Annotated in this window: 21 protein-coding genes, 2 tRNA genes and 1 other RNA gene; 18 read left to right on the plus strand and 6 right to left on the minus strand. The window is 57.6% G+C overall.

The window, feature by feature from the left end:
- Nucleotides 1–18: 18 nt before the first annotated feature.
- Nucleotides 19–642 (plus strand): FMN-dependent NADH-azoreductase, encoded by a 624-nt coding sequence (locus tag HMPREF3107_RS04160; RefSeq protein ID WP_070453830.1) that lies wholly within the window; start codon nucleotides 19–21, stop codon nucleotides 640–642.
- 206 nt (nucleotides 643–848) lie between these two features.
- On the opposite strand, the gene ffs is transcribed toward HMPREF3107_RS04160, so the two are convergent.
- Nucleotides 849–945: signal recognition particle sRNA small type (gene ffs / locus HMPREF3107_RS04165), an RNA gene on the minus strand.
- A gap of 223 nt (nucleotides 946–1,168) precedes the next feature.
- Between ffs and HMPREF3107_RS04170 the strand changes: the two genes are divergently transcribed.
- From HMPREF3107_RS04170 to HMPREF3107_RS04200, 6 genes are all read left to right on the plus strand, one after another.
- Nucleotides 1,169–4,999 (plus strand): DUF3683 domain-containing protein, encoded by a 3,831-nt coding sequence (locus HMPREF3107_RS04170; RefSeq protein WP_070453890.1) that lies wholly within the window; start codon nucleotides 1,169–1,171, stop codon nucleotides 4,997–4,999.
- 538 nt (nucleotides 5,000–5,537) lie between these two features.
- Nucleotides 5,538–6,263 carry a phosphoadenylyl-sulfate reductase gene (locus tag HMPREF3107_RS04175; protein WP_070453833.1) on the plus strand — a complete coding sequence of 242 codons (726 nt, stop codon included), beginning with the start codon at nucleotides 5,538–5,540 and terminating at the stop codon, nucleotides 6,261–6,263.
- 78 nt (nucleotides 6,264–6,341) lie between these two features.
- Nucleotides 6,342–7,049: a helix-turn-helix transcriptional regulator gene (locus tag HMPREF3107_RS04180; protein ID WP_070453835.1), complete on the plus strand. Its 708-nt coding sequence runs from the start codon at nucleotides 6,342–6,344 to the stop codon at nucleotides 7,047–7,049.
- A 350-nt stretch (nucleotides 7,050–7,399) separates the two neighbouring features.
- Nucleotides 7,400–8,053, plus strand: coding sequence for a glutathione S-transferase family protein (locus HMPREF3107_RS04190; RefSeq protein ID WP_070453841.1), 654 nt, complete (start codon nucleotides 7,400–7,402; stop codon nucleotides 8,051–8,053).
- 198 nt (nucleotides 8,054–8,251) lie between these two features.
- Nucleotides 8,252–9,961, plus strand: a complete 1,710-nt coding sequence (locus HMPREF3107_RS04195) for a molecular chaperone HscC (RefSeq protein ID WP_070453892.1) — start codon at nucleotides 8,252–8,254, stop codon at nucleotides 9,959–9,961.
- A gap of 82 nt (nucleotides 9,962–10,043) precedes the next feature.
- Nucleotides 10,044–10,508, plus strand: coding sequence for a hypothetical protein (locus HMPREF3107_RS04200; protein WP_070453843.1), 465 nt, complete (start codon nucleotides 10,044–10,046; stop codon nucleotides 10,506–10,508).
- A gap of 79 nt (nucleotides 10,509–10,587) precedes the next feature.
- Here the strand turns inward: HMPREF3107_RS04200 and HMPREF3107_RS04205 are convergent, their stop codons facing one another.
- Nucleotides 10,588–10,737: a protein MIGRI gene (locus tag HMPREF3107_RS04205; RefSeq protein ID WP_168160512.1), complete on the minus strand. Its 150-nt coding sequence runs from the start codon at nucleotides 10,735–10,737 to the stop codon at nucleotides 10,588–10,590.
- Nucleotides 10,738–10,850: 113 nt separating this feature from the next.
- Between HMPREF3107_RS04205 and HMPREF3107_RS04210 the strand changes: the two genes are divergently transcribed.
- The 6 genes from HMPREF3107_RS04210 to fabB all read left to right on the plus strand — a co-directional run bounded on the left by HMPREF3107_RS04210 (nucleotide 10,851) and on the right by fabB (nucleotide 17,217).
- Nucleotides 10,851–11,987 (plus strand): homoserine O-succinyltransferase MetX, encoded by a 1,137-nt coding sequence (locus HMPREF3107_RS04210; protein WP_070453846.1) that lies wholly within the window; start codon nucleotides 10,851–10,853, stop codon nucleotides 11,985–11,987.
- The gene (gene metW / locus HMPREF3107_RS04215; RefSeq protein ID WP_070453848.1) at nucleotides 11,984–12,568 is read left to right on the plus strand and encodes a methionine biosynthesis protein MetW; all 585 of its coding nucleotides are present in this window, start codon (nucleotides 11,984–11,986) and stop codon (nucleotides 12,566–12,568) included. Before HMPREF3107_RS04210 ends, metW begins: the two co-directional genes overlap by 4 nt.
- Nucleotides 12,569–12,649: 81 nt before the next feature.
- Complete coding sequence (dnaX, locus tag HMPREF3107_RS04220) at nucleotides 12,650–14,746, plus strand: DNA polymerase III subunit gamma/tau (RefSeq protein WP_070453850.1); 2,097 nt, start codon at nucleotides 12,650–12,652, stop codon at nucleotides 14,744–14,746.
- Between the two features lie 71 nt (nucleotides 14,747–14,817).
- On the plus strand, nucleotides 14,818–15,153 hold the full coding sequence (locus tag HMPREF3107_RS04225; protein ID WP_070453852.1) for a YbaB/EbfC family nucleoid-associated protein: 336 nt from the start codon (nucleotides 14,818–14,820) through the stop codon (nucleotides 15,151–15,153).
- A gap of 254 nt (nucleotides 15,154–15,407) precedes the next feature.
- A complete protein-coding gene (fabA, locus tag HMPREF3107_RS04230) occupies nucleotides 15,408–15,935 on the plus strand; it encodes a 3-hydroxyacyl-[acyl-carrier-protein] dehydratase FabA (RefSeq protein ID WP_070453854.1) in 528 nt (175 codons plus the stop codon).
- A gap of 67 nt (nucleotides 15,936–16,002) precedes the next feature.
- Complete coding sequence (gene fabB / locus HMPREF3107_RS04235) at nucleotides 16,003–17,217, plus strand: beta-ketoacyl-ACP synthase I (protein ID WP_070453856.1); 1,215 nt, start codon at nucleotides 16,003–16,005, stop codon at nucleotides 17,215–17,217.
- A 139-nt stretch (nucleotides 17,218–17,356) separates the two neighbouring features.
- Here fabB and xseA read toward each other — a convergent pair whose 3' ends face one another.
- Nucleotides 17,357–18,709, minus strand: coding sequence for an exodeoxyribonuclease VII large subunit (xseA, locus tag HMPREF3107_RS04240; RefSeq protein WP_070453858.1), 1,353 nt, complete (start codon nucleotides 18,707–18,709; stop codon nucleotides 17,357–17,359).
- Nucleotides 18,710–18,926: 217 nt separating this feature from the next.
- A complete protein-coding gene (locus HMPREF3107_RS12070; protein WP_168160513.1) occupies nucleotides 18,927–19,067 on the minus strand; it encodes a hypothetical protein in 141 nt (46 codons plus the stop codon).
- Between the two features lie 47 nt (nucleotides 19,068–19,114).
- Between HMPREF3107_RS12070 and HMPREF3107_RS04245 the strand changes: the two genes are divergently transcribed.
- Nucleotides 19,115–20,719: an NAD(P)-binding protein gene (locus HMPREF3107_RS04245; RefSeq protein ID WP_070453860.1), complete on the plus strand. Its 1,605-nt coding sequence runs from the start codon at nucleotides 19,115–19,117 to the stop codon at nucleotides 20,717–20,719.
- Nucleotides 20,720–20,787: 68 nt separating this feature from the next.
- Nucleotides 20,788–21,096, plus strand: a complete 309-nt coding sequence (locus HMPREF3107_RS04250) for a hypothetical protein (RefSeq protein WP_070453862.1) — start codon at nucleotides 20,788–20,790, stop codon at nucleotides 21,094–21,096.
- Between the two features lie 278 nt (nucleotides 21,097–21,374).
- Here HMPREF3107_RS04250 and rnr read toward each other — a convergent pair whose 3' ends face one another.
- Nucleotides 21,375–23,816 (minus strand): ribonuclease R, encoded by a 2,442-nt coding sequence (rnr, locus tag HMPREF3107_RS04255; RefSeq protein WP_070453863.1) that lies wholly within the window; start codon nucleotides 23,814–23,816, stop codon nucleotides 21,375–21,377.
- Nucleotides 23,817–23,913: 97 nt separating this feature from the next.
- Here rnr and HMPREF3107_RS04260 point away from each other — a divergent pair.
- Together HMPREF3107_RS04260 and HMPREF3107_RS04265 are read left to right on the plus strand one after the other, a co-directional pair.
- Nucleotides 23,914–24,000, plus strand: a tRNA-Leu gene (locus HMPREF3107_RS04260).
- A 28-nt stretch (nucleotides 24,001–24,028) separates the two neighbouring features.
- Nucleotides 24,029–24,115: transfer RNA gene (locus HMPREF3107_RS04265), tRNA-Leu, on the plus strand.
- Between the two features lie 108 nt (nucleotides 24,116–24,223).
- Here HMPREF3107_RS04265 and HMPREF3107_RS04270 read toward each other — a convergent pair.
- Nucleotides 24,224–24,718, minus strand: a complete 495-nt coding sequence (locus HMPREF3107_RS04270; protein WP_246828588.1) for an ester cyclase — start codon at nucleotides 24,716–24,718, stop codon at nucleotides 24,224–24,226.
- Between the two features lie 386 nt (nucleotides 24,719–25,104).
- Here HMPREF3107_RS04270 and HMPREF3107_RS04275 point away from each other — a divergent pair, with 386 nt between their 5' ends.
- Complete coding sequence (locus tag HMPREF3107_RS04275) at nucleotides 25,105–26,847, plus strand: bifunctional alpha/beta hydrolase/class I SAM-dependent methyltransferase (protein ID WP_070453865.1); 1,743 nt, start codon at nucleotides 25,105–25,107, stop codon at nucleotides 26,845–26,847.
- The last annotated feature ends 75 nt before the right edge of the window (nucleotides 26,848–26,922 follow it).

Raw genomic sequence — 26,922 nt, forward strand, 5'->3', positions numbered from 1 at the left:
TGCTGAGGAAAAGGAATTTTGCAAAGGTCTCTGGTTATCAATGCACATCCTGATCCACATTCTACTGCTTCCGCCACCAACCGCATGGTCGCCCACCTGTTGACCAAACTGCCTGCAGGCAGCGTGCAAACGGTCAATTTGGCAGAAGCTGATATTCAGCCTTTGGATAAAGCAGCGCTGGAAATGTTTACCGTTACCCTGTTTCAAGGGCAACAACCGAACGAAGAACAGGCTGCACTGAAAGCTCGGCTGATGTCGATCGTGAACCAAGTCAAATCCGCCCGCCGTCTCGTTATCGCCTACCCTATGTATAACTTCGCCATTCCCGCCCTCCTGAAAAACTGGCTGGACAATCTGGTTATGCCCGGCGAAACCTTCCGCTACGGCGAAGACGGTGCGCCCAAGGGTTTGATGGGCGAGCATAAAGTGCTGCTGTTGCAGGCCAGCGGCAGCGTTTATAGCGAAGGTCCGATGGCGCAAATGGATTTTGCTTCAAGTTATTTGAAAACATTGCTTGGCGGTTTCTTGGGCTTCGCTTCCGTGGATACCGTTTACGCCGAAGGTACGGCAGGCGACTGGGAAGCCGCAGTCCAACGCGCCTGTGCAAAAATCGATGACGTATACGACCATTTTGCAGCTTGACGGTTTCAGGCAAGCAGAGGCCGTCTGAAAACTTAAATACGGTTCGGATTGATGAATCTGCAAACCGCAAGCCTAACCGGAGCGTCAAGACACGGCCGAATGCGGGTCAAGGTTTCCCAACCGAGCGTTAAAAGGCCGTCTGAAACTTTTCAGACGGCCGCAAAAACAAAACACCGAACACTTCCGTGTTCGGTGTTTTTAAATGGGGCGGCGAGCCTAACCCCCGGCACTGACTTATCAGAGTGGGCTGCTGGCTTCCGCCCCTGACCCGTTGCTCCAACTCACCATGCGGGGAGACCCGCCATAAGAAGGCGCGGATTATAACCGTATTGCGGCAAAACACCAAGCGGTATTTTCCCCGCCCCGCTTTCGTCCGCCCTCATTGCAAACAAGCGGATTGTCCACAGTTTAGACTTGAAATAACATTGAAGTTACATTACATTACAAACCATCACAAATCCGGCCGGGCTTTCAGACGGCCTCAATAACAAAACGACGGCAAATGCCGCAACACGGACACCAAACCATGACGACTGCCACGCAACAACGCATCCGCGAAATCCCCTACAACTACACTTCTTATTCCGACCGAGAAATCGTCGGCCGACTGTTGGGCGAAAAGGCTTGGCAGACGCTGGAAAATTTACGCGGACGGCGCAAAACTGGGCGTTCGGCGCGGATGCTGTTCGAAGTGTTGGGCGATATTTGGGCGGTGGTACGCAATCCTTATCTGGTGGACGACCTGCTCGAACACACCCACCGCCGCGAAGCCCTGGTGCGCGAAATGCGCCACCGTTTGAACGAAATCCAAAAGCGGCGCGACGACGACCCGCAGGTGGGCGAGCTTTTGCAGGCGGCGGAAAACGCCGTGTCCGCCTTCGACGGCAGCTTCGAAGCCACGCGCAAAAAGCGGGCGCAGATTTTGGCCAAGCTGTCCAAACATACGAAAAAACATAATATTATGTTTGACGGGCTGGCGCGGGTAACGCACGTTACCGATGCGACCGACTGGCGCGTCGAATATCCTTTTGTCGTCGTCAATCCCGACACGGAAGCCGAAATCGCGCCCTTGGTGCGCGCGCTGATTGAGTTGGATTTGACGATTATCCCGCGCGGCGGCGGCACGGGTTATACCGGCGGCGCCGTGCCTTTGGATGCCATGAGCGCGGTCATCAATACGGAAAAGCTGGACAAGCATCGCGGTGTCGAATTTGTCGAACTGGCGGGTTTAGACGGCAAACATCCGATTATCCATTGCGGCGCGGGCGTGGTAACGCGGCGGGTGGAAGAAACCGCGCATCAGGCGGGTTTGGTGTTCGCCGTCGATCCGACTTCTGCCGACGCGTCCTGTGTGGGCGGCAATGTGGCGATGAACGCGGGCGGCAAAAAAGCCGTGTTGTGGGGGACGGCGTTGGACAACCTTGCCTACTGGCAGATGGTCAACCCGCAGGGCGAATGGCTGTGCATCGAGCGCGTGCGCCACAATTTCGGCAAAATCCACGACGAAGAAACCGCCGTGTTCGACGTTCACACGCTGGATTCAGACGGCCTCAATATCGTTAAAACCGAACGCTTGGAAATCCCCGGCCACAAATTCCGCAAAGTCGGTTTGGGCAAAGACGTTACCGACAAATTCTTGAGCGGCCTACCCGGCGTGCAAAAAGAAGGCACGGACGGCATCATCACCAGCGTCGCCTTCGTGTTGCACAAAATGCCGAAATACACGCGCACCGTGTGTATGGAGTTTTTCGGTACGGTCGCCACCGCCACGCCTTCTATCGTTGAAATCCGCGATTTCCTGCTCGCCCACGACAGCGTTCGGCTGGCGGGTTTGGAACATTTGGACTGGCGTTATGTCCGCGCCGTCGGTTACGCCACCAAAGCGGCAGGCAAGGGGCGGCCGAAAATGGTCTTGCTGGCGGATGTCGTTTCAGACGACGAAGCCGCAGTAGAGGCAGCCGCCGAACACATCTGCGAACTTGCCCGTGCCCGCGACGGCGAAGGCTTTATCGCCGTGTCGCCTGAAGCGCGCAAAACCTTCTGGCTCGACCGCAGCCGCACCGCCGCCATCGCCAAGCACACCAACGCCTTTAAAATCAACGAAGACGTGGTGATTCCGCTGGAGCGGCTGGGCGAGTATTCAGACGGCATCGAACGCATCAACATCGAGCTTTCCATCCAAAACAAACTCAAACTCTGCGCCGCATTGGAGCAATATCTGTCGGGCAAACTCCCCATCGACAAAATGGGCACGGACCTGCCGACCGCCGAACTTTTGGGCGAACGCGGCAAACACGCCCTTGCCCACGTTTCCGCCGTTAAGGAGCGTTGGGACTGGTTGCTCGCCCATCTCGACACGCCGCTTGCCGACTACAAAGCCCGCTACGGCGCAGCCGTCCAGGCCGCACCCGAAGCCAAAGATGACGAAAGCTGTTTCACCGCCTTCCGTGATTTCCGCCTGCGCGTGTCGGTGAAATCCGACGTAATGAAGCCGCTCGCCGAAATCTTCAGCGGCAAAACCGACACTAAAATCATTGAAGGCTTGGGCAAAATCCACGCCAAAACCGTGCGCGGGCGTGTTTTCGTCGCCCTGCATATGCACGCCGGCGACGGCAACGTCCACACCAACATCCCCGTCAATTCCGACGACTACGAAATGCTGCAAACCGCGCATAAGGCCGTAGCGCGGATTATGAACATCGCCCGCAGCTTAAACGGCGTAATTTCGGGCGAACACGGCATCGGCATCACCAAACTCGAATTCCTGTCGGACGAAGAAATGCAGCCCTTCTGGGACTACAAGGCCAAAGTCGATCCGCACGGCCGCTTCAACCGCCGCAAGCTGATGAAAGGCTCGGATTTGCGCCACGCCTACACCCCGTCTTTCGAACTGTTGGGCGCGGAATCGCTGATTATGGAACAGTCCGATTTGGGCAAAATTACCGAATCGGTAAAAGACTGCCTGCGCTGCGGCAAATGCAAACCCGTCTGCTCCACCCATGTTCCGCGCGCCAACCTGCTGTACAGCCCACGCAACAAAATCCTCGGCGTGGGGCTTTTGACCGAAGCCTTCCTGTACGAAGAGCAAACCCGCCGCGGCGTATCGCTGAAACACTTCGACGAGCTCAACGACGTGGCCGACCACTGCACCGTGTGCCACCGCTGCGTCAAACCCTGCCCCGTCAATATCGACTTCGGCGACGTTACCGTGGCCATCCGCAACCTGTTGAGAAAGGCGGGCAAACGCCACTTCAACCCCGCCGTATCCGCCGGACTGGCCTTTTTGAACGCCAAAGACCCGCGCGCCATCAACCTGATGCGCAAAGGCGTGGTTCAGGCGGGCTTCAAAATGCAGACCATGGGCTACGATTTGGCGAAAAAACTGCATTTGGGCGCAGACAGCCTGAAAAACGCGCCGAAAACCACGGTCGGCAAACCGTCCGTCAAAGAACAAGTCATCCACTTTGTGAACCGTCCGCTGCCGCGCCATGTGCCGCTGCAAACCGCCCGCGCCATGCTCGGCATCGAAGGCGACAAACACATCCCCATCATCCGCAACCCCGAACTGCCGGAAGATACCGAAGCCGTGTTCTACTTCCCCGGCTGCGGCTCGGAACGCCTGTTCTCCCAAGTCGGGCTGGCCACGCAGGCCATGCTGTGGCACGTCGGCGTGCAAACCGTGCTGCCGCCCGGCTACCTGTGCTGCGGTTACCCGCAAAACGCCCACGGCGATGCCGACAAAGCGGACAAAATGGTTACCGACAACCGCGTCCTGTTCCACCGCATGGCCAACACCCTGAATTATCTCGACATCAAAACCGTCGTCGTCTCCTGCGGAACCTGTTACGACGCGCTGGCCGAATACCGCTTCGAAGAAATTTTCCCCGGCTGCCGCATCATCGACATCCACGAATTTTTGCTGGAAAAAGGCGTGAAACTGCAAGGCATACAGGGCACGCAATACCTGTACCACGACCCCTGCCACACGCCGATAAAAACCATGAACCCGACCAAACTGGCGGGCGAACTCTTGGGCAAAGACGTGGTATTGAGCGACCGCTGCTGCGGCGAATCGGGCATGTTCGCCACCAAACGCCCCGACATCGCCAGCCAGGTGAAATTCCGCAAACAGGAAGAAATCGAGAAAAACCTGGCGCAGCTCCCGCCTGCCGAACAGGTGAAAATCATCACCACCTGCCCGGCCTGTATGCAGGGTTTGAGCCGCTACGAAGAAGACAACAACATCAAAGCCGACTACATCGTCATCGAAATGGCGCGCGGCATCTTGGGCGAAACCTGGCAGGACGATTTCGTGCAAAAAGCGAAAAACGGCGGCGTGGAACAAGTGTTGTTGTAAAGCCGGAAAAGTTTTCAGACGGCCTCTGAGGCCGTCTGAAAACTTTTCCCCACCCAAACGGCGGATATAACTTCATGCCTCCATCGCCGAATCGCGAAAATCAGTTAGACGGATACCCGAACCTTTCAGACGGCCTCAAAGGCCGTCTGAAAAATACCGCATCCGAAAAACCATGCCGACCAACCGCCGATAGGCGGAACTGAACCTCCCGCCGAATGTCCGCATCTTCCGACCGATTTCGCAACAGCAATCAGCCTATCTGGCCAAACTCATAAACGTACAACAGAAACATCACACAACCGCCTTCCGTGCCAACCCAAAACACGGCGGCCGTTGCGGCAGGTTTCCCTGCCAAAGCCGCAATGTGGCAAAACCTATGTTCAAACCGAAGCACCATTCATCACCCCGGCCGGCGAAACACGATTGGCCGACCTTTCAGACGGCCTCCCCGTTATAAGCAAATAAAAAACCGTTCCTTCGTCGGCAGCGCAATCGGCGGGACAATGGCTGCTATCCCGAAAACAATAATACCGCCGCCATGAAACCGAAATTTTGGCAAATGCCGCCGCCCGACCAAACCGCACCGGCCCGATTGCCCGAAAAAATCCGCCTGCTCGACCAACGCCTCGAACAAATCGCGCAACGCTTCCCCCAAGCCGTTTTCGCCTCCAGCCTGGCGGCGGAAGACATGATCGTCACCCACCGAATCGCCGCCGCCGACCTGCCGATTGCCGTCATCACCCTCGATACCGGCTGCCTCAACGCCGAAACGCGGGCACTGATCGCGCAAGTCCGCCGCCGCTACCCGCGCATCCGCTTCACCGTCTTTCATCCGCAGCCCGAAGAGGCCGCACGCTTCGTCGCCGAATACGGCGCGGGCGCGATGTACGAAAGCATAGAATTGCGCAAACAATGCTGCCACATCCGAAAAGTCGAGCCGCTCAACCGCGCCCTCGCCGCCGCCCCCGCCTGGCTGACCGGCCAGCGGCGCAGCCAATCGGTTACGCGCGGAGACCTGCCGTTTGAGGAAACCGACCACGCCCGCGGCATCGCCAAATTCAACCCGATTTTCGACTGGCAGGACGACGACGTTTGGGCCTATGCGCAAACCGCCGACCTGCCGTTAAACGCCCTCTACAACCAAGGCTACCCCAGCATAGGCTGCGAACCCTGCACCCGTCCGGTGAAATGGGATGAAGACATCCGCGCCGGACGCTGGTGGTGGGAAAGCAAAGACAGCAAGGAATGCGGCCTGCACAAATAAAGCCGCCCCGCCCTTCCGTCCGAACAGGCAAAGGCTTATCATGCCGCCGTTTTCCTTATCCGTTCAGACGGCCTCATCATGCCCCGCAGCCGACGACTCCTTACCCTGCTCGACCTGCTCCGCCGCCGGCACGGTCCCGTTACCGCCGAAACGCTGGCGCAGCAGTTATCGGTGAGCACGCGCACGGTGTACCGCGACATTGCCCAATTATGCGCACAAGGCGCCGACATTCGCGGCGAGGCCGGGCTGGGCTTCGTATTGCATACCGATTTTGGGCTGCCGCCGCTGATGTTCGACAAACCAGAAATCGAAGCGCTGGTATTCGGAATGCGCTGGGTGGCCGCGAACGGAGACGACGGTCTGGCCGCTGACGCCAAATCTGTGCTGGCGAAAATCGATGCCGTGCTGCCCGGCCATTTAAGGGAACACCTCAACACGCAGGCACTTTATCCCCGCCCGTGCCAAACCCGTCCGTTTACGCCGCAGGAAAGCGAAACGCTGTCCGCCATCCGTACTGCCCTGCGCGGCAACCGCGTCCTTTCGTTCGACTATACCGATGCCCAAGGCCGCCCTACCCGCCGCAGCGTCCGACCGTTGGCGGTCGGCTATTTTCCCGACGCCTGCCTGCTGGCGGCATGGTGCGAAAAGCGGCGGGATTTCCGCCACTTCCGCACCGACCGCATGTCAAACCTGAGCATCGGCGACACCTTCCCCGTTCCGCGCATGGTGCTGCTGCGCGAATGGCAGCGGCAGGAAGATTTGGATTTGTCGGTGTTTGAGATTTAGAAACCTATTTTTCAGACGGCCTCAAAGCCGTAACAGGCCGTCTGAAAATCTGAAAAACCGTAGCTTGTATTGATTTTCGACCGCCGTGGTTCCGTCATAGCCGGCTTGCTTCATCTTTGATGCGGCTATTGATTGCATCCCGTCATTCCCGCGCAGGCGGGAATCCAGGATATGGAATTTAGGAAACTTTTTTTCTCGGCAGGTTTCCGTACGGGCAGGCCTCCATTCCCGCCTGCGCGGAAATGACGAAAAACGAAACATCAAAACAGGCCGTCTGAAAAAGCCTGCTGACAAAAATTGACGCGCCCTGCCTGTATCATGGGTCTTTTCAACCCCGCAGGAGAAACACCATGCACCGTTTCACGCTCTACACCCATCCTTATTCCCGCGGCACCAACGTAGTCTGGATGCTGAAAGAATGCGGCGCGAAATACGACGTCAAACTGATTCCGTTCGGCGAAGCCATGAAATCCGCCGACTATCTGGCAGTCAACCCGATGGGCAAAGTTCCCGCACTCAAAGCAGACGGCACCGTGCTGACCGAAACCGCCGCCATCATCACCTTTCTAGCCGAGCAGTTTCCCGACAAACATCTGATTCCGGCCGCCGATTCGTTGGCACGCGGCGAGTTCTACCGCTGGCTGTGTTTCTCCATCCACCTCGAATACGCCGGATTCGACAAAATCCACCGTGTACCGGACAGCGATCAGCGGCGCAAAGACACAGGCTACGGCGATTTCGACACTGCCTTCGCCACCCTGCGCGACCATCTGTCCAAACACGACTTTATCGTCGGCGACCGCTTTTCCGCACTCGACGTATATTTCACCGGCCTGCTGATCCACTTTATCCGCACCATACCGAAGCGCGGCATACCCCCGGTTTTCACTGCAGACGAACCGGTCTTCTCCGCCTATATCGACCGCCACACCGCCCGCCCCGCCTTTGCCGAAACGATGGCTTGGGCGCAACAGGCCGCGGCGGAATTGGAAAAACAGGCTTGAGGCCGTCTGAAAACAATTTTTCGCCACACTTATCCGACATAAAACGGGGGTTTCCAAACAGAAACCCCCGTTTCACATATCGGCATCACCATGAATCCGTATGCGGCGGAACGCAAAAATTTCCCGCCGCAGCCCGAAACAACGTTTTCAGACGGCCTGTCCGCATTTAAAATGGCGTTTTTTCTCCGGCAGCCATCCATGACAGCACAAATCGGCATCGACTTGGGCACCACCAACAGCCTGATTGCCCAATTCATCAACGGCGAAACCCGCCTGATTCCCAACCGGCTCGGCCATTTCCTGACCCCCTCCGTCGTCAGCATAGGCGACGACGGGAAAATCCTGGTCGGCCTCGCCGCACGCGAACGCCTGCGCACCGCGCCCCAGTCCACCGCATCGGCCTTCAAACGCTTTATGGGCACGGACAAAACCTTCAAGCTCGGCAACAAAACCTTCCGCGCCGAAGAACTGTCCGCCCTCCTGCTGCGCAGCCTGAAGGAAGACGCGGAAGCGTTTTTGGGCGAAGCCGTGGATGAAGCCGTCATCACCGTGCCGGCCTATTTCAACGCCATCCAACGGCAGGCTACGCGCAATGCGGCGCAAATGGCCGGGCTGAACGTCCTGCGCCTGCTGAACGAACCGACCGCCGCCGGACTGGCCTACGGACTGCAGGAAAAGCCCGACGACACCCGTTTCCTGATTTACGACTTGGGCGGCGGCACGTTCGACGTATCCGTTTTGGACTATTTCGACGGCGTGGTGCAAGTATCCGCCAGTGCGGGCGACAACCATTTGGGCGGCGAAGACTTCGTACAGATATTGCGCCAATGCTTCCTGCGCCAATGCAAAGAACTGAGCGATGCCGAACGCGCCAAACTGAGCGACAGCAGCGAACTGTGGCAGGCGCTGGAAACCGCAAAACGGAAACTGGGCGAAGAAATGCAGGCCGAAATCTCGGTTAATGTCGGCGGCCGCATCGTTTCCGCCGTCATTACCCGCAACGAATTTTACGAAGCCGCCAAGCCCCTGCTGACCCGCCTGCGCCAGCCGCTCGAACGCGCCCTGCGCGATGCCAGGCTGCACCCCGACCAAATCGACAGCATCATCCTGGTCGGCGGTGCCACACGCATGCCGCTCATCCGCCAAACCATCGCCCAACTGTTCCGCCGCATCGCCAACGTTTCCGTCAATCCCGACGAAGCCATCGCGCGCGGGGCGGCGGTTCAGGCGGCCTTAATCGCGCGCGACGAAAGCGTGGACGAAGTCGTTTTAACCGACGTCATGCCCTTCTCGCTCGGCATCGAAACCAGCACCGACCTGGGCAACGGCGAACGCGCCTACGGCATTTTCAGCCCGATTATCGAACGCAACATGCCGGTACCCGTATCGCGCGAAGAACGCTACAGCACGGCATCGGACAACCAGACCGAAATCGAACTGCGCGTCTTGCAGGGCGAATCGGTTGCCGCCAAAGACAACCTCGAACTCGGCCGCCTGACCGTCAAAATCCCCCCGCGCCCCGAAGGCGAAGTGTATATCGATGTCCGGTTCAGCTACGACATCAACGGCCTGCTGGACGTGGATGTCCGCAACAGCGAGTTCGACATCTCCGCCAACCAAACCTTCCGCCACAACAGCGTAAACCTTTCCGAAGAGGAAATCCAAGCCTCGCTGAAAAAACTGGCCGCACTGAAAATCCACCCGCGCGACCAACAGGAAAATGTTTACCTGCTGGAAAAAGGCAAACGCCTGTATGAAGAACACCTCGGCGACCAACGGCAGATCATCGGCCACCGCATCATGATATTCGAACGCATCCTGGAATCGCAGGACCACGCCCAAATCCGCCGCGCGCAAAGTGAATTTGCCGAATTCCTCAGCCACTACGACGGCGGCTGGCTGCTGTAACCGCCTGCACGCCGACAGCAACAGGCCGTCTGAAAACGCGGCCCGTTTTACCCTTCCACCTCAACCGAAAGAAAGTAATATCATGAAATTTTTGAAAACCATCCCCCTGCTGTTAAGCCTGGCCGTTGCCACCGCGCAAGCCGCCGACGTCAATCCGCATCCGCAAAGCTTCGGCACCTGGCACGATGCAGACGGCGGAAACTTCGTCATCAACAAAAACGGCTTTAAAGAATTTGCCCATGTATCCGCCGAGTGCGGCCAAAAAAGCAAAGGTTATGTGCATGAAAGCTCTTGGATAAGCGGCAAAGAACTGGCCAAAAGCATCCGCGAAAGCATCGAAATCGAAGACTCGGACAATAAAGCATACGGCAGCGAAATGAACGCAGTGCTGAAAACCATCCGCCCCAATAAAAAATACCTGCGCATCGACGTGGCACTCAGTTGCAGCGACGGCGTGGAATCCTTCATCCAGCTCGACAAAAACAACGCCCTGCGCAGCACCACCGCGCCCGACGAATTTTTCCGCCGCGCCAAACGGGTGAAATAAACTGACAGGCCGTCTGAAAAGATTGCGAAAACATCCGGGCAGCCCGCCGTTCATTCCAACGGCGGCTGCCCGAATGTTTTCAGACGGCCAACCAATAGCGCAACGCCGCCAACAGCAGCGACACCGAAACGCAAACCCAAGCCGCGGTTTTCGCCGCCCTGTGCACCGCCTGCCGGTAACCGTCCGGCAACAGCCGCACAACCGCCAAAGCGGCCAGGGCGGCAAACAAAAAGAACTTCAATAAAAAAGAAACATGCATCCGGCAAGAAAGGCCGTCTGAAACAGCCATGCAAAAACAAAAGCCGTTATAATACGGCCTTTTCCCTCTCCCGCGCACACGTTATGACCGCCGCCGACAGCATAGGGCTGGTAACGCCCGAAAAAATCCCGTTCGAACAGCCGCTTGTCCTGCAAAACGGCCAAACCCTGCCGCGCTTCGATTTAATGGTGGAAACCTACGGCACACTCAACGCCGACAAATCCAACGCCGTATTGGTCTGCCACGCCCTCTCCGGCGACCACCACATCGCCGGCCGCCACCACCCCGACGACAAATACCCCGGCTGGTGGGACAGCATGGTCGGCCCCAGCAAACCCGTGGACACCAACCGCTTCTTCGTTATCGGGCTCAACAACCTGGGCGGCTGCGCCGGCAGCACCGGCCCGTTGAGCACCAACCCCGAAAACGGACAGGAATACGGCGCGGACTTCCCCGTCGTTACCGTAAAAGACTGGATCAGCAGCCAAGCCCTGCTGGCCGACCGCTTCGGCATCCGCCAATGGGCGGCCGTCATCGGCGGCAGCCTGGGCGGCATGCAGGCACTGCAATGGGCGATAGACTACCCCGACCGCGTGCGGCACGCGCTGGTGATTGCCTCCGCCACCCGCCTGTCGGCGCAAAACATCGCCTTCAACGACGTTGCCCGCCAGGCCATCATCACCGACCCCGACTTCCACGAAGGCCACTACCGCCGCTTCAACACCATCCCGCGCCGCGGGCTGCGCATCGCCCGCATGATGGGGCACATCACCTACCTGGCCGAAGAAGGCCTGGGCAGGAAATTCGGCCGCAGCCTGCACGACGGCATACGCTACGGCTACGGCGTGGAGTTCGAAATCGAATCCTACCTGCGCTATCAGGGAGACAAATTTGCCGAACGCTTCGATGCCAACACCTACCTGCGGATGACCAAAGTGCTGGACTACTTCAGCCCCGCCGCCGCCTTCGGCAACGACCTCGTTGCGGCACTGCGGCAAACCAAGGCCAAATTCTTCGTCGCCAGCTTCACCACCGACTGGCGTTTCGCCCCCGCACGCTCGCGCGCACTGGTCAAACACCTCGTCAAAGCTGGGCGCGACGTACAATACATCGAGGTCGAATCCAATCACGGCCACGATGCCTTCCTGATGACCGACCGCCCCTATATCGCCGCCGTGGCCGCATATATGGACAACGTTTACAAGGAGTTGCAGGCATGAACGAACTGCGCGACGACTTACGGCTGATTTACGACTGGATACCGGCGGGCAGCCGCGTACTCGACCTCGGCTGCGGCCGCGGCGAACTGCTGTCCGCACTGGTTCGTGAAAAACAATGCACCGGCTACGGCGTGGAAATCGACACCGAAGGCGTGCTGGCTTCCATCGCCAACGGCATCAACGTCATACAGGCCGACTTGGAACAAGGCCTGCAGGATTTCGACGACGACAGCTTCGACATCATCATCTTGAGCCAAACCATACAGGCGATGCAGAACACCGAAAACATCCTGCGCGACCTGACCCGCGTCGCCAAACAAGCCGTCGTCTCCTTCCCCAACTTCGGCTACTGGCGCAACCGCCTGCAAATCGCGCTCGGCGGCCACATGCCCGTCAGCGAACGCATGCCCTACCAGTGGTACAACACCCCCAACATCCACTGGTGCACTCTGCACGATTTCGACGCACTGTGCGCGAAAAACAACATCTGCGTCCTCGAACGCGCCGTCATGACCGCCGGCAAACGAATCGAAACCCTGCCCAACCTCATGGGCAGCCTGGCATTTTACCGCGTCGGCTAAACCGCCCCGCCGCCCCATCCATACCGGAGAGGCCGTCTGAAAAGCACGGAATGCCTTTTCAGACGGCCTCGGAGATTTTTTATGGCATACCAAGTACTCGCCCGCAAATGGCGGCCGAAAACCTTCGCCGACCTCGTCGGACAGGAACACGTCGTCAAAGCCCTGCGCAACGCCCTGGAAAAAGGCCGCCTGCACCACGCCTACCTGCTCACCGGCACGCGCGGCGTGGGCAAAACCACCATCGCCCGCATCCTCGCCAAAAGCCTCAACTGCGAGCACCCCAAAGAAGGCGAACCCTGCGGCCAATGCCAATCCTGCCGCGACATCGACACCGGCCGCTTCGTCGATCTGCTCGAAATCGACGCCGCCTCCAACACCGGCATCGACAACATCCGCGAAGTACTCGAAAACGCCCAATACGCCCCGACCGCCGGCAAATACAAAGTCTACATCATCGACGAAGTGCACATGCTCTCCAAAAGCGCGTTCAACGCCATGCTCAAAACCCTGGAAGAGCCGCCCGAGCACGTCAAATTCATCCTCGCCACTACCGACCCGCACAAAGTCCCCGTTACCGTACTCAGCCGCTGCCTGCAATTCGTCCTGCACAACATGACCACCCAACAAGTGGCCGACCACCTCGCACACGTCCTCGACAGCGAACAAATCCCCTACGAACCCCCCGCCCTCGCCCTGCTCGGCCGCGCCGCCGCAGGTTCCATGCGCGACGCACTCAGCCTGCTCGACCAAGCCATCGCCATGGGGTCGGGCAAAGTGGCCGAACAAGACGTGCGCCAAATGATAGGCGCGGTGGACAAACGCTACCTCTACGAACTGCTGCAAAGCATCGCCGGCCAAAACGGCGCGGCCCTGATGAACCAGGCGCGGGAAATGGCCGAACGCGCCGTCGGCTTCGACAACGCCCTGAGCGAACTCGCCCTCCTGCTGCAACGCATCGCCCTGCTGCAAACCGTACCCGCCGCCGTACCCGCCGACGACCCCGAATATCCCGCCCTCAAACACCTGGCGGCACAACTGGGCGGCGAACAAATCCAGCTCTACTACCAATGCGCCATCCACGGCAAACAAGACCTCGGCCTCGCCCCCGACGAATACGCAGGCTTCGTCATGACCCTCCTGCGCATGCTGGCCTTCGCACCCTTGGCCGCCCCGCCGCAGCACACCGGCGCGCAAATCGACGGCAGCGGGCTGCATACCCCGTCCGCAGCACCCGCAAAGCAAACGCCGTCTGAAAACCTGCCTGCCTTTCAGACGGCCTCCCCCGACACTGCACCCGACCAAACGGCAACCGCCACAAGCGACGACGACACCCCGCCGTGGCAAGAGTCCGCCGTAAACATGCCGCAAACCCAACTTTCAGACAGCCTCCACCCATTAGAAGAAGACAGGCCGTCTGAACAAACGTCCGACCAAACGGCAACAACCGCCACAAGCGACGACGATACACCGCCGTGGCAGGAACCCGCCGCAAACGCACCGCAAACCCGCCTTTCAGACGGCCTCCACCCGTCAGAAGACGACAGGCCGTCCGAACACACCCTGCCCGCCAGTCCCGTAGCCTGGCAGCTGGAAGAAAGCGCGCCCTTCGACGACATCCCGCCCGCCGACGAATACGCTTACTACGGCGACGACATCCTCCCACCCCTGCCGCAGGGCGAAGGCATGGAAACAGGAGAGACCGGACATGAAGAAGGCGAAGACGAGGGCGAAAACGCGGACGACTTCGCCCCCCTGCCCGAACTGAACGCCGCCAACTGGCATACCGTCATCAAACGCCTCGGCAAACGGCTGGGTGCCGCGCAAATGCTGGCCGACCACATGGCCTGGACGGAAGACGACACCGCCGCCAACCGCATCCTGTTCGCCCTCAACGGCAACAGCCAGACCACCACCACCAAAGAATATTTCGACAAAATCAGCCAAACGCTGGCCGATGCCTACAACCGACCCGGCCTGAGCATCCAAACCCAAGCCTGGCAGGACGGCGCGGGCTGGGAAACCCCGGCCATGCGCCGCATCCGCCTGCAACACGAAGGCCGCGAGGAAGCACGAGGCCGGCTGGAAAACGACCCCGCCTGCCGCCGCCTGATGGCCGGACTCGAAGCGGCGGGCTGGGAAGCGGAAAGCCTGCAACTGGCTGAAAACCTCGAAAACTGATTTCCCGTCCGCCGCCCACCCGCAGCGGACAACCCTTTATCTTGAACCCCAACACACAGGAGCATAAAACCATGTTTGGAAAAGCAGGACTGGGCGGCCTCATGCAGCAAGCCCAAAAAATGCAGGAAAATATGAAAAAAGCCCAAGCCGAGCTGGCCGTTACCGAAGTAAACGGCGAAGCGGGCAACGGCCTGGTCAAAGTCGTCATGACCTGCAACCACGAAATCAAAAGCATCAGCATCAGCCCCGACCTGATTGCCGAAGCGGCCGAAGACAAAGAAATGCTGGAAGATTTGGTATTGGCTGCGGTAAACGCCGCCCACGAAGCCGCCGAAGACCTCACCTCGTCCACCATGGGCAAATTCACCCAAGGCCTGCCCGGCGGCATCGGCGACTTCTTCAAATAATTTTCAGACGGCCTCCATGCCGCCCGAAGATAAAAAGGCCGTCTGAAACTTTTCAGACGGCCTTTCCTTTAACTTCATTCCTACAAAACAAAGGCTTGATGCAACCCATAGCCCGTCCCGTTCCGGAAAATATTGCCGGCCGCCCCCTTGGCATTGCGGGATTCTGCCGACTGAAATAGAATGCACCCGTTTTTAGAGTTTAGTCTCTAAACTCAACCCCGACTGATCATATCAGGATTTATCAAAGGACAACCATGACCACCCCATTCGTTCAGCAAAACAGCTACACCAAAGAAGAACTCTTAGCCTGCGGGCGCGGCGAACTTTTCGGCGCGGGCAATGCCCAACTGCCGCTGCCCAACATGCTGATGATAGACCGCATCCTCGACATCAACAGCACCGGCGGCAAATACGGCAAAGGCGAAATCGTCGCCGAATTGGACATCAACCCCGACTTGTGGTTCTTCGGCTGCCATTTCGAGGGCGACCCCGTCATGCCCGGCTGCCTGGGCTTGGACGCCATGTGGCAATTAGTGGGCTTCTATCTGGGCTGGACGGGCGCGCCGGGACGCGGCCGCGCATTGGGCTGCGCCGAAGTGAAATTCAGCGGCCAAGTATTGCCGAAGCACAAAAAAATCACCTACCACATCCACATCAAACGCGTGATGAACAGCAAACTGGTGCTGGGCATCGCCGACGCCGAAATGAGCGTGGACGGCCGCAAAATCTATGAAGGCAACGGCCTGCGCGTCGGCCTGTTCACATCTACCGACGACTTCTAACCATTTGCAAAGGCAAAAGGCCGTCTGAAAAAAGCGTTCAGACGGCCGCCATTAAGGAGTATCCACTATGAAACGAGTAGTCGTAACCGGTATCGGTATCGTATCCAGCCTGGGCAACAACTGCCGCGAAGTGCTCGAATCGCTGAAAAATCTGAAATCCGGCATTTCCTTTGACGAAAGCTACCGCGAAATGGGGCTGCGTTCAAACGTGGCGGGCAACATCAAAATCGACACCAAAGAACACATTGACCGCAAAATCCTGCGCTTTATGGGCGACGCGGCGGCCTATGCCTACATCGCCATGAAAGAAGCCATCGCCAACGCCGGCCTCTCTGAAGAGCAGGTTTCCAACATCCGCACCGGCATCGTAACCGGCAGCGGCGGCGCGTCTTCTGCCTCGCAAGTGGAAGCCGCCGATACCCTGCGTGCCAGCGGCGTGAAGCGCATCGGCCCCTACGGCGTAACCAAAACCATGGCCTCCACCGTGGCCGCCTGCTTGGCCACCCCGTTTAAAATCAAAGGCGTAAACTACTCCATCAGCTCCGCCTGCTCCACTTCCGCCCACTGCATCGGCCACGCCGCCGAACTGATTCAGCTTGGCAAACAAGACATCGTGTTTGCCGGCGGCGGCGAAGAAGTATCTTGGCAGATGAGTTCCCTGTTCGACGCGATGGGTGCGTTATCGAGCAAATACAATGATGCGCCCGAACAGGCCAGCCGCGCCTACGATGCCGACCGCGACGGCTTCGTGATTTCCGGCGGCGGCAGCATTCTGGTGATGGAAGAGTATGAACACGCCAAAGCGCGCGGTGCGAACATCCTGTGCGAACTGACCGGCTATGGAGCGACTTCCGACGGTTACGACATGGTGCAGCCTTCCGGCGAAGGCGCGGTGCGCTGTATGCAGATGGCACTGGCGCAGCACGGCGGCAAAGTCGATTACATCAACGCCCACGGCACTTCCACGCCGGTCGGCGACACCAAAGAACTGGGTGCCATCCGCGAAGTGTTCGCCGGACAAGAAATCCCGCTCATCAGCTCCACCAAATCGCTTTCCGGCCACGCCCTCGGCGCGGCAGGTTCGAACGAAGCGATTTACTCGATTCTGATGATGCAGAACGATTTTGCCTGCGCCAGCGCGAACATCCGAAACTTGGACGAACAAGCAGAAGGCCTGCCGATTCTGCGCGAAAACCGCGAGATGAAGCTCGACGCCGTGATGTCCAACAGCTTCGGCTTCGGCGGCACCAATGCCACGCTGATTTTCAGCCGCGTTGATTAGCCGCTTGGCCTACTTGGTTTGAAATAAAAGAAAGCCTGCACGCGATGCAGGCTTTTTCACATTTCGAGGCCGTCTGAAAACCGTCTGCCTGTGCGGGCAACGCTTTTTTCAGACGGCCTCGTCTGCCGTTCGGCACCATTCACGAAAAATCAAACAAATCCGGCTGCGCCTGTTCGCCCGTTACCCGAACATCGGCCTCTCCTTCAAAAAAGGTAATGTGCAGCTTTTGCCCTTGCTTCAACAGGGCGGCATCGCGTATCACTTGCCCGCGGCTGTTTTTCACCACCGAAAAACCGCGCGCCAAAATATGCTGCGGCGACACGGCCTGCAACAGGCCGGCCTGTTTTTCCAGCAGTTGCGCCTTATCGGCCATTATCCGCCGCCTGCCGCGCGCCAAATCCGCCTGCAACTGCGCCAACCGCGCATCCGCCTGCCGCGTGTCCGGCCGCAAATGCCGCAGAAGCTCGCTTTGCCGCGCCACATTCTGCCTTTGGAAGCGGCAGACAGTTTGCAGCGCGTGGCGCAACTGCCGCGACAGCGTTTCGGCCTGCACGCGCTGCGCGTCGAGCTTTTGGCGCGGATGGCGGATTTGCCGCGACAGCCAGTCTATCTTTTGGCTGGCATCGTAATAACGCTGCCGCAGGGCTTCTTTCAGACGGCCTTCCGCCTGCCGCAGGGATTGCAGCGATTCGGCACGGTTCGGGCTGACGAGTTCAGCCGCGCCTGTGGGTGTCGGCGCGCGCACGTCGGCGGCAAAATCAGCCAGCGTGAAATCGGTTTCGTGCCCCACGCCGCTGACGACGGGAATGCGGCAGGCGGCTATTGCGCGCACAACCGGCTCTTCGTTGAACGACCATAAGTCTTCGATGCTGCCCCCGCCGCGGCACACAATCAGTACATCACACTCCGCCCGTTCGGAGGCCGTCTGAACCGCACGGGCAATCTGTGCCGCGCTGTCCGCTCCCTGCACGGTTGCGGGATACACGATGACGGGTATTTCGGGTGCGCGCCGCTTCAGGGTGGAAACCACGTCGCGCAGCGCGGCGGCGGCCAAACTGGTTACCACGCCGATGCGTTCGGGCCGTTCGGGCAGCGGACGTTTGCGTTCGGCGGCAAACAGCCCCTCGGCCTGCAATACGGCCTTCAGCCTTTCGTATGCCTCGTAAAGCCGCCCCAAACCCTTCAGCCGCACTTCGGATACCGTAATCTGAAATTCGCCCCGCGCCTCATAGATGCCGATGCGGCCGCACACTTCGATATGGTCGCCCTCCTTCAAGGCGGGAAACCGTTGCGCCGTGCCTTTAAACATCGCGCAGCGCACTTGGGCGTGGCTGTCTTTCAGCGAAAAATAATAATGCCCGCTGGCGGCGCGGGTCAGGTTGGAAACCTCGCCCGCAATCCACAGCCCGGCCAGATTGTCTTCCAACAGGTTTTTGGCCAGGCGGTTGAGTTCGGAAACGGATAAGGCGGCGGAGGCGAAGAGGTCGGACATGGCGGAATCAGGCAAAAAAGCGCGATTATAAGGGAATTGATGCCTCAAAATGCATCAGGCCGTCTGAAAACCCGCCTTTTGCCCGAACCCATGCTTTCAGACGGCCTCCGAACTGCCTTGAATGATAATTCTTGTGAAATGGGCGGTATCTTTTGCTATACTCAAAGGCAGGTTTACCTGCTGATGACCATTTGGGGTGGTTTTCTTATTATCTTAATCAGCCCGCCTCGTCATCATCTTCGTTTTCTGCATCATCGACATCGTCAAATATCTGAAATGCACGCCCGAAGAGTTTGAGTAAACTTACGTCATCGGTAAAAAAGAGTGGTTCTAAGCCCTCGCCGATACCGCTGAACACTGCCCTGCCGGGGCAGTTTTTTTACCCGTTCCGATACCCCATCCGCCATGCCGCTGACCCGCCGCCAATTCCTCTACAGCTCCGCCGCACTTGCCGCCGCGTCCGCCGCCTCATGGCAACTGTGGCGCGGCTTCAATGCCCTGCCGCCTATCCATGTAAACCGCGTCGGCCTGCCGCTCGGCCATGCCCTGCGCGACAATGCCCTGCCGCCGCAGGCAAAATCCGAACACCGCTGCGACATCCTGATTCTGGGCGGCGGCGCGGCCGGTTTGAGCGCGCTGTGGTATCTGGCCAAACACGGTCGGCGCGACATCCTGCTGGCCGAAGGCTTCGAACGCAACGGCAACAACGCCGCCTACCGCCACCAAAGCCTCGCCGCCCCGTCCGGCGCGCACTACCTCGCCCTGCCTTCCGAAGAAAGCGTTTACGTCCGCGAAATGCTGCACGATTTGGGCATCATGGCAGACGGCCGCTTCAACGAAACCGATTTGGTTTACGCTCCGCAGGAAAGGCTGCTGTACCAAGGCGGCTGGCGCGACCATCTCGCCCCGCAGGATGCCGACGGCAAACGTTTCTTCGCCCTCACAGGCCGTCTGAAAACCGCCTACGGTCGCGACGGGTGCAAAATCTTCGCCATCCCGATAGACCTCTCCTCGCAAGACGAAGAATGGCGGCGGCTCGACACATTGACTTTCGCCCAATGGCTGCAACGTCAAAACTACCGCTCCGCCGAACTGCTCTGGTATCTCGACTACTGCTGCCGCGACGACTACGGCGCAGGCATCGCCGAAGTATCCGCTTTTGCGGGGCTGCACTATTTCTGTGCGCGCGGCGACCATGCCGACACCGTCCTCACCTGGCCGGAAGGGCTGGCTCACCTCTCCGAAGCCCTGCGCCGCCGCAGCGGCCTGCAAACACTGCCCCGCCTGCCCGAACAGCCGCAATGGCGTTTCGACTCACCCGCTTCCTGCGACGTTTCCGCAGTCAAAATCGAAGAGCTTCCAAACGGCGTAAACGTTTTGTTGAGGCACAATATCAGCGGCGAAACCGTATCCGTCCTCGCCAACCGCGTCATCTGCGCCATGCCGCTGATGGTGGCCGCCCGCATCACTTCCCGCCCCGAATATTACGGCCTGCACACGCCCGACTACGCGCCTTGGCTGGTCGGCAATTTCGTCATAAACCGTTTCCCCGCCGAAATCGGCCGCAGCGAAACCGCCTGGGACAACGTCGTGTACGGCAGCCCGCACCTGGGCTACGTTTCCGCCGCCAACCAATTCATCCGCACCGCCAAGCCCGAACGTGCCGTTTTCACCTCCTACACCGCTTTCGGCGGCAGAAAGGCAGGCGAATCGCGCCGGATGCTGCTGCACGCGCCGTCTGAAGAACTGCTGCCGTATGCCGCACACGATTTATTGCAGGCGTACGGCAGCCGTTTTTTCCGGTATGTCGAACAAATCGACCTCACCGTACGCGGCCACGGCATGAGCATCCCCTACCCCGGCTACCTGAACCGCCCCCAACTTTTGCAACTGCGGCGGCACAACTCACCGCTGCTGTTTGCCCACAGCGATTTGAGCGGTTATTCCGTATTTGAAGAGGCTGTTTATTGGGGCGTGGAAGCGGCAAAAAAAACATTGCAGGCCGTCTGAAAAACCATAGCAATCCGTATCGATTCAACATAAGCTGATAACATATCCCATACCGCGTGTTGACCATCATGCCATATCAAACCCATGCTGCCGCCTATACCGCCTTCAAAGACTTTTATCAGGAAGAATTGGAGGCCAACCCGCTTTACCGACACCTTATCGAAGCTTTGAAACATGCGTCTTCCATGTCCGCCGGGCAGTATGAGGAAGCCATTGCGGATTTGCACGAATTCGAACGGATGTGCTTCACAAATGCCTATATCCGGCTGGACCAACTGTCTTACGGACATGCCGTGGAGATTATCCGGCCAAACGATTTTTTCTTTTTCCGCAGCCAATTTAAGCCGTTGGCTTCTTCGGGAAACGCCGACGGCTAGTTTCAGACGGCCTATCCGCCCTGCCATCCCTTCCCGCTGCGGCTTTTACGCAGGCAAACCGGCTCCGCCGCATCATTACCGCACCCTAGCCCAAGAAATTGGCGAATCTTTGATGCAAAGATACAAAGGCAGCATCGGTTTTTAATTGCCCACGCTTTCCACCCGTCCGATAGCGGCAGTACACTTCATCTGCCGTGGCGACTTTGCGCTTGCCGTCGGGAAATAATCAGAGGCCGTCTGAAAAGTATTCTTTCAGACGGCCTCTTCACGGTTACGGCTTATTTACGCGTTTTCTTCGGTACGCGCTTTTCGCTTTTGGCTTTCGGCTTGGCCTTCCGGCTTGTTTTCTCTGCCTTGGCCTGCTTTTGCTTATCCGCCACCAACGTGATTTTTCCGTTTACCGTCCGCAAAGAACGTGCGGCTTTCTTTCCGCCTTCAATATTCTTTCCTTTTTCAGACGGCCTCTGTTCCGACTTGCCCCTGCCGCCGGCCTTTTTCGGTTTTTCCTTTTCGGCAGCCCGTTCCGACACCGCGCGCTTGCGGCCTTTGCTGCCGCCGCTGATGAGTGTCAAATCGATTTTGCTGGTATCCAAATCGGCACGCGCCACTTTGACTATCACACGGTCGCCCATCTCGAAACGTATGCCGCTGCGTTCGCCTTCTATCCGCATCACTTCGGGGCGGTAGTTGAAATAATCCTCGCCCAGATCGCTGATGTGTACCAGTCCTTCGATATAGATATCATCCAAAGTAACGAAGAGGCCGAAATTGGCCATGCCGCTGATTCTGCCGCCAAACACCTCGCCCACTTTGTCGCGCATATAGTAGGTTTTCAGCCAGTTTTCGACATCGCGGCTTGCCTCGTCGGCACGGCGTTCGCATGCGGAAGTATGAACGCCCGCTTCGTTCCAAGACTGCGGCGCATAGGCTCCGCCCTCCAATACCGCCTTAATCGCGCGGTGTACCATCAAATCGGGATAACGGCGGATGGGCGAGGTAAAGTGGGCGTAATGTTCGTATGCCAGACCGAAATGCCCTTCATTCCGCGCTTCGTATACGGCCTGCTGCATAGAGCGCAACAACATGGTCTGTATCAGCTCGCGGTCGGGACGGTCGGCAATCTTGTCCGCAAGTTCGGCATAATGCTTGGGCATCGGCTTGTCGCCGCCACCCAAACTCAATCCCAACAGTGCCAACTGTTCACGCAAAGCAGTCAGTTTTTCCGGCGTCGGGCCTAAGTGATTGCGGAACAAACCGTGGTGTTTGTGTTTCAGCAGGAAATCGGCCGCGCAGACATTCGCCGCCAGCATACATTCCTCAATCAGCTTGTGCGCATCGTTACGCACCACGGGGACTATCCGTTCGATTTTGCCCTTATCGTCAAACAACATCTGAGTTTCGACGGTTTCAAACTCCATCGCACCGCGTTTATGGCGTTTGTTTTGCAGGATATGGAACAGCTTGTGCAAGGTTTCCAACTGTTCCTTATGCGGATAGTCGCCGCCCCCTTCCAGCCACTGCCATACTTGGGTATAGGTCAGCCGCGCATGGGAGCGCATCACGGCGGGATAAAAACGGTATTCTTTAACATTGCCCGCATAAGTAATGGTCATGTCGCAAACCATGCACAGGCGTTCGACATCAGGATTCAGCGAACAAATGCCGTTGGACAAACTCTCCGGCAGCATGGGAATCACGCGGCGCGGGAAATACACGCTGGTGGCTCGCTGATAGGCATCCTTGTCTATCGCATCATCCGGCCGGACATAATGGCTGACATCGGCAATCGCCACCACAAGGCGGTAATTGCGGCCGATTTTTTCGGCAAATACGGCATCGTCAAAATCGCGTGCCGTTTCGCCGTCTATCGTCAGCAGCGGCAAATCGCGCAAATCCTCCCTGCCCTTCCTGTCCGACGGGCGCACGCTTTCCGGAATCTTGGCGGCAGCGCGAAGGCAGCCGTCGGAAAATTCGTGCGGCAGCCGGTGTTTGCGGACGGCGATTTCGATTTCCATCCCGCTGTCGGCATAATCGCCCAAAACCTCCGACAACCTGGCCACGGCAGGCTGATGATTGTGCGGATAACTTTCAATCTTCGCCGACACCACCTGGCCGGACTTCGGCTGCAATTCGGCAACCGAATCCGGTTCCAACAAAATCGGCTGCACCAGCCGCTTATCCTCCGGCTCCATAATCGCCACGCCGCGCTCGATATAAAAACGGCCGACCACATCGGTTTGCGCGCGCTCGATAATGTCCAGCACCTGCCCTTCGCGCCGCCCCCTTCTGTCCACCCCTGCCGGACGGACGGTAACGATGTCGCCATGCATCAAATCGCGCATCTGACGCTCATACAATACAAAATCGGCCTGCTTGGGCTGCTTGTCCAGCGGAACGGCAAATCCGAAACCGTCTTTATGCGCCTCCACACGGCATTTCACCAACTCCAACTTTTCCGCCACACACACTGCGCCGCGACGGTTGATCAACACCTGCCCGTCGCGCGCCATGGCTTTCAGGCGGCGTTCGAAAAATTCATACTCATCCGCACAGATAGACAACTTTTCCGCCAGCACGGCGATACTCAGCGGCACACCTTCTGCTTCCAAAATTTCAATCACCCATTCGCGGCTGGGCAGAGGGAATTCATAACGCTGCTGCTCGCGGGCTAAAAACGGGTCTTTTTCCCGCAAACTTAATACCTTAACCTTTTTCTTCATTTTTACCTCGTTTTTATCATTGACATTCTTTCGCGAGGATATATAATGCCCGCTTCTGTTTTCCGTTACTTTAACGCAAGACGGTTATTAAAGCAAAGCCCAGGTGGCGGAATTGGTAGACGCGCTAGCTTCAGGTGCTAGTGTCCTTACGGGCGTGGAAGTTCGAGTCTTCTCCTGGGCACCATCAAACACTTTGCTTTTCATTTCATATTGCCCAGGTGGCGGAATTGGTAGACGCGCTAGCTTCAGGTGCTAGTATCCTCACGGGTGTGGAAGTTCGAGTCTTCTCCTGGGCACCAAAAAACAAATACTGCCGTTAAGGCAGTTTTTTATTTCCGCTTTCAAATTTGCATTGAGGCCGTCTGAAAACTTTTTCAGACGGCCTTCAAACTTTCCGTTCAATCCGATTATTCCATCGGCGGATACACGCCTATCTGCCACAACAAAGACAAATTATCAAACTGGTTAAACTCCTTAACCACCTTTCCGCTTTTCAGGCGGTAAAGGTTCATGGCAGAAATCCTTACCTCCTTGCCGCCGGGCTTGATACCCTGAAACTCACCCAGGTGCGTTCCCGCAATATTGAAACGGGCGGCCACCACATTTCCTTCCCCAACCAACTCCTGCAATTCCCAGCGCACATCGGGAAAGCCTGCTTTCAAAGCAGCCAAAATCTCCAAATATCCGGACGGCCCCGTATGCTCCCTGCCGGTAATGACCGAATTGAAAACGGCATCCGGAGCAATCAATTCCACCGCCAATTTAGGCGACGCACTATTTAGCAACTCGACAAATTTCTGCATAAATGCATGATTACCGATCTGGCTCATAAGAAATTTCCACACCTTTGTTTGCAGCAAGGGCCGCATCATACCCTGAAAGTACAATTTATGTAATTGCATGTAGTCAAAATAACCGCCTTCAGTCGGAACAAGGAAAAACCAACCGCTTCAATAAAAAACCCACGAAGCATCCAACCTTGACCTGCATCAAAGCCAATGAAAAGGATTCGCTTATAATCGCCCCCGCTTGACAACGGGATTCTATGTAATCGGCCGATAAAATCGGTGAAATTTGCGAATCTCCATAGCGGCAGGCAAGTTTTCTTTCCTTTCCTCTTGATGTGTGTGTGTTTGGGTGTGGCAGTAATACCGCCACACCATTTTTTTGCACCCGATTTCCCGCTGCCGAATTTTTCAGACGGCCTCTGCACCAGTGTCCCCCTTCTATTGCATACAGCCGATATGTCGTGATACCGTTCGCAAACTGATAACTACTTGGAAGCACCATGCAGGAACAGCAAAAACACTTCGCCACCCAAGACGGCACTTCGCTTTTTTACCGCTACCGCCCCGCTGCCGACGGTTCGGCCGATAAAGCCATCGTGCTGTTCCATCGCGGTCATGAACATTCCGGCCGGATGATGTTTGTTGCCGACGAACTCGGTTTCGACGATTTTGCCTATTTCGCATGGGATGCGCGCGGTCATGGACACAGCCCCGGCGAACGCGGCGACAGCCCAAGCATCGGCACTTCCGTTGCCGACGTGGATGACTTTATCCGCCACATCCAAAGCGAATACGGCATCAAACCCGAAAACATCTGCGTGATCGCGCAAAGCGTCGGTGCAGTATTGGTGTCCACTTGGCTGCACGACTACGCACCGAAAATCCGCTGCGCCGTATTGGCATCGCCCGCATTCAAAGTCAAACTCTACGTTCCTTTTGCCCGCACCGGTCTGAAAGTCATGCAGAAATGGCGCGGTAATTTCTTTGTCAACAGCTACGTCAAAGCCCATTACCTGACGCACAACAAAGAACGTCAAATCAGCTACGACAACGATCCGCTCATCGCCCGCGCCATTTCCGTGCGCATCCTGCTCGGTTTGTATGAGGCTGCCGAACGCGTCGTCGCCGACGCGCAGGCAATTACTACGCCTGTTCAGCTTTTGATTTCGGGCAGCGACTGGGTGGTTCATCACAAACCGCAACACGATTTCTACAACCGTTTGGGTAGCCGCATCAAAGAACGCCATATTCTGCCCGGCTTCTATCACGACACCTTAGGCGAGCAAAACCGCGAAATTGCGTTTGTCGAAATGCGCCGCTTTATCCGCGAACGTTTCAATCAGCCTTTCTATCAAGTCGATTTGACCCAAGCCCACCTGCACGGCGAAAGCCGCCGCGAAGCCGACGAATTGGCAACACCTTTGTCTATTTGTTCGCCGCGCGGCGCATTTTGGGCAGTTTACCGTGCCTCCCTCGACCTTGGCGCACGTTGGAGCGAAGGTTTGAAAATCGGCAAGGAAACCGGCTATGACTCCGGCAGTACGCTGGATTATGTGTACCGCAACCAACCGCAGGGCAGCAATGCCTTTGGTGTGGCGGTGGACAAACACTATCTCAACGCCATCGGCTGGCGCGGCATCCGCCAACGCAAAGTCAATATCGGCAAAGCGATTCAGACGGCCTCTGCCAAACTGCGCGAAGCGGGCAAACCCGTACATGTTCTCGATATTGCCTCGGGGCATGGACGCTATGTGCTCGATGCGTTGACTGCCGATACGTTGCCCGATTCCGTGCGCCTGCGCGATTACAGTCCGATTAATGTTGAAGCCGGCCGCAAGCTGATTGCCGAACGCGGCCTGCAAGACACGTTTACCTTCGACGAAGTCAATGCCTACGACCGTGCCAACTATCAGGATTTACAGCCCCGTCCCACGCTCGGCATCGTTTCCGGTCTGCACGAATTGTTTGCCGACAACGATTTGATTTTGAACTCGCTCTACGGCTTCGGCGATGCGATTGAAACGGGCGGCTACCTGATTTACACCGGCCAGCCGTGGCATCCGCAGCTCGAAATGATTGCCCGCGCACTGACCAGCCACAAAGCGGGCAGCCCGAACTGGGTGATGCGCCGCCGCAGCCAGCAGGAAATGGATCAGTTGGTCGAGAAAGCCGGTTTTGAAAAAATCCATCAGTGGATAGACGAAGACGGCATCTTTACCGTCAGCTTGGCTGTGAAGAAATAAACCCTATCCTTCCCTTGCTACCGCGCTGATACGCTTTGCGGGGAATATAGTGGATTAAATTTAAACCAGTACGGC

Source organism: Neisseria sp. HMSC31F04, assembly GCF_001807735.1.
Classification (GTDB): Bacteria; Pseudomonadota; Gammaproteobacteria; order Burkholderiales; family Neisseriaceae; genus Neisseria; species Neisseria elongata.

Excerpts from the sequence above, each read along its gene's own strand:
- HMPREF3107_RS04170 (WP_070453890.1), top strand. The coding sequence starts at position 1,169 with ATGACGACTGCCACGCAACAACGCATCCGCGAAATCCCCTACAACTAC.
- HMPREF3107_RS04175 (WP_070453833.1), top strand. The coding sequence starts at position 5,538 with ATGAAACCGAAATTTTGGCAAATGCCGCCGCCCGACCAAACCGCACCG.
- HMPREF3107_RS04180 (WP_070453835.1), top strand. The coding sequence starts at position 6,342 with ATGCCCCGCAGCCGACGACTCCTTACCCTGCTCGACCTGCTCCGCCGC.
- HMPREF3107_RS04190 (WP_070453841.1), top strand. The coding sequence starts at position 7,400 with ATGCACCGTTTCACGCTCTACACCCATCCTTATTCCCGCGGCACCAAC.
- HMPREF3107_RS04195 (WP_070453892.1), top strand. The coding sequence starts at position 8,252 with ATGACAGCACAAATCGGCATCGACTTGGGCACCACCAACAGCCTGATT.
- HMPREF3107_RS04200 (WP_070453843.1), top strand. The coding sequence starts at position 10,044 with ATGAAATTTTTGAAAACCATCCCCCTGCTGTTAAGCCTGGCCGTTGCC.
- HMPREF3107_RS04210 (WP_070453846.1), top strand. The coding sequence starts at position 10,851 with ATGACCGCCGCCGACAGCATAGGGCTGGTAACGCCCGAAAAAATCCCG.
- metW (WP_070453848.1), top strand. The coding sequence starts at position 11,984 with ATGAACGAACTGCGCGACGACTTACGGCTGATTTACGACTGGATACCG.
- dnaX (WP_070453850.1), top strand. The coding sequence starts at position 12,650 with ATGGCATACCAAGTACTCGCCCGCAAATGGCGGCCGAAAACCTTCGCC.
- HMPREF3107_RS04225 (WP_070453852.1), top strand. The coding sequence starts at position 14,818 with ATGTTTGGAAAAGCAGGACTGGGCGGCCTCATGCAGCAAGCCCAAAAA.
- fabA (WP_070453854.1), top strand. The coding sequence starts at position 15,408 with ATGACCACCCCATTCGTTCAGCAAAACAGCTACACCAAAGAAGAACTC.
- fabB (WP_070453856.1), top strand. The coding sequence starts at position 16,003 with ATGAAACGAGTAGTCGTAACCGGTATCGGTATCGTATCCAGCCTGGGC.
- xseA (WP_070453858.1), bottom strand. The coding sequence starts at position 18,709 with ATGTCCGACCTCTTCGCCTCCGCCGCCTTATCCGTTTCCGAACTCAAC.
- HMPREF3107_RS04245 (WP_070453860.1), top strand. The coding sequence starts at position 19,115 with ATGCCGCTGACCCGCCGCCAATTCCTCTACAGCTCCGCCGCACTTGCC.
- HMPREF3107_RS04250 (WP_070453862.1), top strand. The coding sequence starts at position 20,788 with ATGCCATATCAAACCCATGCTGCCGCCTATACCGCCTTCAAAGACTTT.
- rnr (WP_070453863.1), bottom strand. The coding sequence starts at position 23,816 with ATGAAGAAAAAGGTTAAGGTATTAAGTTTGCGGGAAAAAGACCCGTTT.
- HMPREF3107_RS04270 (WP_246828588.1), bottom strand. The coding sequence starts at position 24,718 with ATGCAATTACATAAATTGTACTTTCAGGGTATGATGCGGCCCTTGCTG.
- HMPREF3107_RS04275 (WP_070453865.1), top strand. The coding sequence starts at position 25,105 with ATGCAGGAACAGCAAAAACACTTCGCCACCCAAGACGGCACTTCGCTT.